This window comes from Thermodesulfobacteriota bacterium (genome assembly GCA_036482575.1).
GTDB lineage: Bacteria > Desulfobacterota > GWC2-55-46 > GWC2-55-46 > JAUVFY01 > JAZGJJ01.
Genome location: JAZGJJ010000033.1, coordinates 1 through 6,224 on the forward strand (window position 1 = coordinate 1; position 6,224 = coordinate 6,224).

General features: G+C 57.3%; 7 protein-coding genes. All 7 read left to right on the forward strand.

Annotated elements, in window-relative coordinates; genetic code table 11:
- A partial coding sequence (locus tag V3W31_01390; protein ID MEE9613592.1) for a glycosyltransferase family 2 protein occupies positions 1-248 on the forward strand: 248 nt, incomplete at its 5' end.
- Between the two features lie 12 nt (positions 249-260).
- A complete protein-coding gene (gmd, locus tag V3W31_01395) occupies positions 261-1,286 on the forward strand; it encodes a GDP-mannose 4,6-dehydratase (protein MEE9613593.1) in 1,026 nt (341 codons plus the stop codon).
- A complete protein-coding gene (locus tag V3W31_01400) occupies positions 1,286-2,443 on the forward strand; it encodes a glycosyltransferase (protein MEE9613594.1) in 1,158 nt (385 codons plus the stop codon). Before gmd ends, V3W31_01400 begins: the two co-directional genes overlap by 1 nt.
- Positions 2,415-3,818, forward strand: coding sequence for an undecaprenyl-phosphate glucose phosphotransferase (locus tag V3W31_01405; GenBank protein ID MEE9613595.1), 1,404 nt, complete (start codon positions 2,415-2,417; stop codon positions 3,816-3,818). The genes V3W31_01400 and V3W31_01405 overlap by 29 nt, the downstream gene beginning before the upstream one ends.
- A 1-nt stretch (position 3,819) precedes the next feature.
- Entirely contained in the window at positions 3,820-4,419 is a 600-nt protein-coding gene (locus V3W31_01410) for a histidine phosphatase family protein (protein ID MEE9613596.1), read from the forward strand.
- A 2-nt stretch (positions 4,420-4,421) separates the two neighbouring features.
- Complete coding sequence (locus V3W31_01415; GenBank protein MEE9613597.1) at positions 4,422-5,447, forward strand: radical SAM protein; 1,026 nt, start codon at positions 4,422-4,424, stop codon at positions 5,445-5,447.
- A partial coding sequence (locus tag V3W31_01420; GenBank protein ID MEE9613598.1) for a hypothetical protein occupies positions 5,444-6,224 on the forward strand: 781 nt, incomplete at its 3' end. The genes V3W31_01415 and V3W31_01420, both read left to right, overlap by 4 nt.

Genomic DNA, 6,224 nt, shown 5'->3' on the forward strand with positions numbered 1-6,224 from the left:
ATAATGACATAGACCTGTGCTTGAAGATAAGAGAAAAGGGATACCTGGTGGTTTTCACCCCCCATGCCGAACTCTATCATTATGAGCACAAGACGCGAGGGCAGTATGATACTCCGGAAAAACTAAAAATATATGAGAGGGAGTTGGAACACTTCCGCAATAAATGGGGTTACGTTCTAAAAAACGGAGACCCTTATTACAATCCAAACTTGACCCTTGAAAGGGAAGATTTTTCAGTAGGGGTCTGAAGGAGAAGACGAATGGCAAAGAAAGCGCTAATAACGGGCATGCGGGGGCAGGACGGTGCGTACCTGGCGAAGCTGCTCCTTGAAAAGGGCTACGAAGTATACGGGGCGGACAGGAGGAGCGCCAACGCCGACCCCTGGAGGCTCAGGGAACTAGGCATAGAAGGCGAAGTTCGGACCATGCATATAGACCTGCTGGAGTTTACGAACATAATGAACAGCGTAAAGTCCCTGCAACCCGACGAGATTTACAACCTGGCGGCCCAGAGCTTCGTCAAGGCGTCCTTCGAGCAGCCTTCCGTGACGACGGAGATAAACGCGGTGGGCACGTTGAGAATGCTCGAGACGGTCAAGAACTTCGCCCCTCATGCCAGATTTTACCAGGCCTCGTCCTCCGAAATGTTCGGCAAGGTCCGGGCCGTGCCCCAGGACGAAACCACCCCGTTTTACCCGAGGAGCCCCTACGCGACCTCAAAACTCTTTGCCCACTGGACGACCGTAAACTACAGGGAGGCGTACGGCTTGTTCTGCTGCTCGGGCATACTCTTCAACCACGAGTCCCCTTTAAGGGGAATAGAGTTCGTTACGCGCAAGATAACGGACGCTGTGGCAAGGATCAAGAACGGAATGCAGGAGGGTCTCGTCCTGGGCAACCTCGACGCCAGGAGGGACTGGGGGTACGCCGGGGAGTACGTGGAGGCCATGTGGCTTATGCTGCAGCGGGAAAAGCCCGATGACTACGTGGTCGCAACGGGCGAGACGCACAGCGTGAGGGAGTTCGTAGAATTCGCGTTCAAGACGGTGGGGATCGGTATCGCATGGGAAGGCGACGGGGCCGAGACCACCGGCATGGACCGGAAGACCGGCAAGCCGCTCGTTAGCGTATCCCCTGAATTCTACCGGCCCGCGGAGGTCGACCTGCTTTGCGGCAATCCGGAAAAGGCCGCAAAAGAACTGGGCTGGGAAGCCAGGACCGGCTTCGAGGAGCTTGTAAGGATGATGGTGGAGGCCGACCTCAGGAGGGTCGAAAGAGATAGATAGTGAAAGTAGCTATTATCCACGACTGGCTTACGGGGATGCGGGGCGGAGAGAAGGTACTCGAGGTGCTCTGCGAGCTATACCCCGATGCACACCTCTATACCCTCCTCCACGTCAAAGGCAGCGTATCCCCCGCCATCGAGCGGATGGATATCAGGACATCGTTTATCCAGGGCCTCCCCCTTGCAAGGAAAAAATACCGGCACTACCTCCCCCTCTTCCCTCTTGCCATAGAGCGGTTCGACCTCGGGGGTTACGACATGATAATCTCCAGCAGCCATTGCGTGGCCAAGGGGGTAATCCCTCCGCCTGACGCCCTGCATATCTCGTACATCTATACCCCCATGAGGTATGTCTGGGACCTCTACCCGGAGTACTTCGGCAGGAACAGGACCGGCTGGTTTTCTGAAAAGTTCTTCTCTCTTCTTGCCCACTACCTCAGGATATGGGACGCTTCTTCCAGCAGCAGGGTCGACCACTTCGTGGCCGATTCAATACATGTGGCGAAAAGGGTAAGAAAGTACTATGGAAGGGACGCTTCGGTGATATACCCCCCGGTGGATTGCAAGCGGTTCCATCTCGCGGATACGGCGGGAGACTACTACCTCGCCGCCTCCGCCTTCGCCCCCTACAAGAGGCTCGACATAGCGGTGGAGGCGTTCAACCGGCTTGGGCTGAAGCTGAAGGTCATCGGCACCGGTCAGGACGAAAAGAGGCTCAGGGCCATGGCCGGGCCGAATATCGAATTCCTGGGCTGGCTTGATGAAAAGAGCCTCGGCGAGAGCTATGCCGGATGCAGGGCCCTTGTCTTCCCCGGCGTGGAGGACTTCGGAATAGTACCGCTGGAGGCGATGGCGTCCGGAAGGCCCGTTATAGCCTACGCCAAGGGCGGCGCGCTCGAGACCGTCGTTCCGGCCGGTTCCCCGGAACGCGGCTCCCCGACGGGGATACTCTTCGACGAGCAGACGCCGGAAGCGTTAGTCGAAGCCGTACGTGCCTTTGAGCGGGACTCCGGGATATTCGACCCGGAGGACATAAGAGAACATGCCCTTAAGTTCGACAGACATATATTCAAGAACAACATCCGCTCTTTTATAGAAGAAAAAATTAAGAACGCCGAAGGTACCCCGGATGCTGAAAGAACACAGCCGATTTTTTGAAAGCCTGCTATTTATCTCGGACCTTACGGTAATAGCCCTCTCGTGGCTCTTCTCCTTCTACGTCCGTTTCCACAGCGGCCTCATACCGCTCTATAAGGAGATGCCCTCCCCTTCGACTTATCTCCTCTTCCTGATACCCATCCTAGTAATATGGGGGGTTACTCTCAGGATGTTCGGCCTGTACCGGTCGATGAGGACAAGCTCGCAGTTCTCCGAGTTGGTCATCATAATAAAGGCGGGATTGCTTTCCGTCCTCCTGCTCACCGCGGTCAGCTTTTTCGTGCGAAGCTATGAACTTTCAAGGTTGGTCTTGGTAATCTTCGGCTTTACGAACGTGGCCGCACTGGTCCTGGCAAGGGCCGTCATGAGGGCGGCATTGGGGCAGTTCAGACAAAGGGGCTACAACATGAAACAGGCCGTTATCGTCGGCACCGGTGCGGCGGCCCTGGATATGCTGCGCCGCCTGAGGGCCCATCCCGATACCGGCATAAATGTCGTGGGGCTTGTCTCGGGGAAGAGCGGCGGGGACGCCGGAGAGGTGGAAGGAGTCAAGGTACTCTGTGACTATGACGGCACGGGGGACCTTATACGGAAGAGGAATATAGACCTCGTAATCATAGCCCTGGGCCTCGAGGAGCACGGCAGGGTCGTGGACGTGCTCGAAAGCATAGGCGACGAGGCCGTTGACATAAAGATCGTCCCCGACGTATACGAGCTGATAACGCTCCGGGGCGGCGTGGAGGACTTCGACGGTATCCCGGTCGTCTCGCTGCGTGACTCCCCCCTCTACGGGTGGGACGTCGTCATCAAGAGGGGTATGGATATAACCGCTTCTTCCGCGGGGATAGTCGCAGCGGCACCGCTTATGGCGTTGATCGCCGCTCTCATAAAGCTCACCTCCCCCGGCCCGGTATTCTACGCTCAGGAACGGGTAAGCGCAGGCGGGGGCACCTTCTCGATGCTCAAGTTCCGCTCCATGAGGGTGGATGCCGAGGAAGGGACCGGCCCGGTATGGGCAAGCAAGGACGACCCGAGACGCACCTGGGTGGGTACGTTCCTCAGGAGGACCAGCCTGGACGAGCTGCCCCAGCTCTTTAACGTCTTCGTGGGGAAGATGAGCCTTGTCGGTCCCCGTCCGGAAAGGCCGGTCTTCATAAAGGAGTTCCGGGACTCTATCCCCAAGTATATGCTGCGGCATAAGATCAAGGCCGGGATAACCGGCTGGGCGCAGGTCAACGGGCTCAGGGGGAACACGGACATCAAAAAGAGGCTCGACTACGACCTCTACTACATCGAGAACTGGTCCCTATCCTTCGACCTCAAGATCATGCTGCTTACGGTATGGAGGGGGTTTTTCAACAAGAACGCATATTGACATGCAACCGCTGAAACTGATTATCATAAGGCACGGCGAGACCGTGGAGAACGCCTCGCGCATCGTGCAGGGACACCTGCCCGGGACCCTTTCCGAGAGGGGACGGGAGCAGGTCAGGGGGATTGCGCTAACCCTTGAAAGGGAAAAACTAGACGCGGTCTATTCGAGCGACCTCGAGAGGGCCCACAGGACGGCCGAGATACTCATGGAGGGGGGGGGAGGACGCGAAGCCCCCACCATAAAGACGGACGAAAGATTACGGGAACAGGGTTTTGGCATATATGAAGGAAAACCCTCTACCTATATCTTAAGGCAGATGAAGCGCGAGGGGAAGGAGCTTATGAACTTCATTCCGGAAGGTGGTGAAAAATATAGCGATTTCCAGGGCAGGGTCAGGTCTTTCCTTGACGAGGTGAAGGAAAAACACTCCGGAGAGACGGTTCTTCTGGTCACACACAACGGAGTCATACGAATTCTCCTCGACGCCCTGTCCACGGGAATGCTACCATATAAAAACCCGGTTGCCAACGGCACGGTGATAGTTGCGGCCATCGACCGCTCCGGCCACGCAACCGTCGAACACTTAAACCCCCGACCATGAAAATGGAACAAATATACGCCGAGACCATAGCCCTCTGTCCCATGTGCGCCAAGGACTCCCCGGCCTTCTACGAGGAGAAGAAGGACGGGATGTACCTGCATGCGGAGTGCGCAGAGCACGGACGCTTAAGCGAAAAGATGGAGAGCGACGCCGCGTTCTTCAGGGACTGCTACGAGCAGGAGTACGAAAAGCCTTACAGCCAGCTGCTGCTCCCCATAACCTACCGGTGCAACGTTAGATGCAGATACTGTTATACGCTCTCCAACACAAAGTCCCCGCGCCCCGGGGACCGGTCCGCCGAAACCCTCCTCGCGATGATAAGGGAGTTCGAAGCCGGCTCCACCCCCAACGGCAACCTTTCCCTCATAGGGGGAGAGCCCACGGTAAGGAAGGACCTGATGCATATCGTAAGGTCGGCAAAGGACATACTCGGGGAAAAGAGGTTGGACCTGGCCACGAACGGCCTGAAACTCCGCGACCCGGAGTTCGTGAAGGAGTTGAAGGAAAACGGCCTGGACTTCGTCTTCCTCAACGTAAACGACGTCGTTTACGAGGAGTCGCACAAGCTCTACATGGAGAAGGTAGAGGCGCTTAATAATTGCATGCGCTTCAACATGCCCGTCTGGCTGCAGAGGACCATAGACGACTTAAGCCAGGTCGATTCGTTATTACGGCTCGCCGGAGAGTACCGGCGCATCGTCTTCAAACTTACCATACGGGTGGCCGCCCCATACGGCTCTTACGCCCCCATAAACAGGGTGTTCGTGTCGGAACTGATAAGACATCTCAAAAAGGACGGCTCGCACACACAGGGCCGGACGCCCTTCAACCGTGAGGTGCGGCTTTGCGGCAAAAGGACCAAGCTTAGCCGGTGGCCCGCCATCATAGACGTCAGGAGGCTCGACCCCATAGACCCCCACTACATAATATCCGACGACACGCTGACCGCCTTCCACCGCGGGATGAAGGTGGACGAAATGCTCATGATGGATAAAAGACTCCGGACAGCCGGACGGACCACGGCGTGAAGATACGGATGCGTCTACGTTCCATGATACACAACGTCAAGCTATGGCCGAGGTACAACCTCAAGTACCTCGGCATCCGGCTCGCGGCCCTCGGTATAAAGGCGGCGCCGTCAAAACTTTCCGCGATAAGGCTCATGGGACTTATCTCAGGCCTCCTCGCCCTCGTCTGCAACATCAAGAGGTGGAGCGGAGTCTCTGCCTTCGCAAGCCATACCGGCAGCGCCGCGCCCCGGTGGCGCTACATACTGAGATACTTCGTCCAGACGGCCACGGACCGGGTGTGGGGCCTGGCCCTCTACGAGGCGTCCCCGGAGCTTGCGGAAGGGATCCGGATAGAAGGGAGAGAGCCCCTTGAGCGGGCCGTCTCCGAAGGCAAGGGGGCCGTTGTAGTAGGCGCGCACTACGGGCCGATGCTCTATGTCTTCATGCTCAACACACTTGGGCTCGACGTAAAGCAGCTTATAGGGAAACGGTTCTTTAAAAAGGCGGCCGATATATCGAGGCTTGTCCCCGGGCGGCTTCTGAGCAAAAAATTCCTGGCTATGGCGGACACCGAACGCTCTCTCATGGCAAAGGGGGGAGAAAGAGGAATAGTCGAACACATTAAGGGCGGCGGGGTCGCCTTCATGGACATAGACACCCCGGCCCAGAGCAGGAAGGCCGCCAGAGCGGAGTTCTTCGGCATGCCGATGCGCTTCAGCCGCTTCCCCTTCAGGCTCGCCCTCGCCTACGACGCCCCGCTCTTCTTCACCCTCTTCGAGAAGACCGAGGACGGCG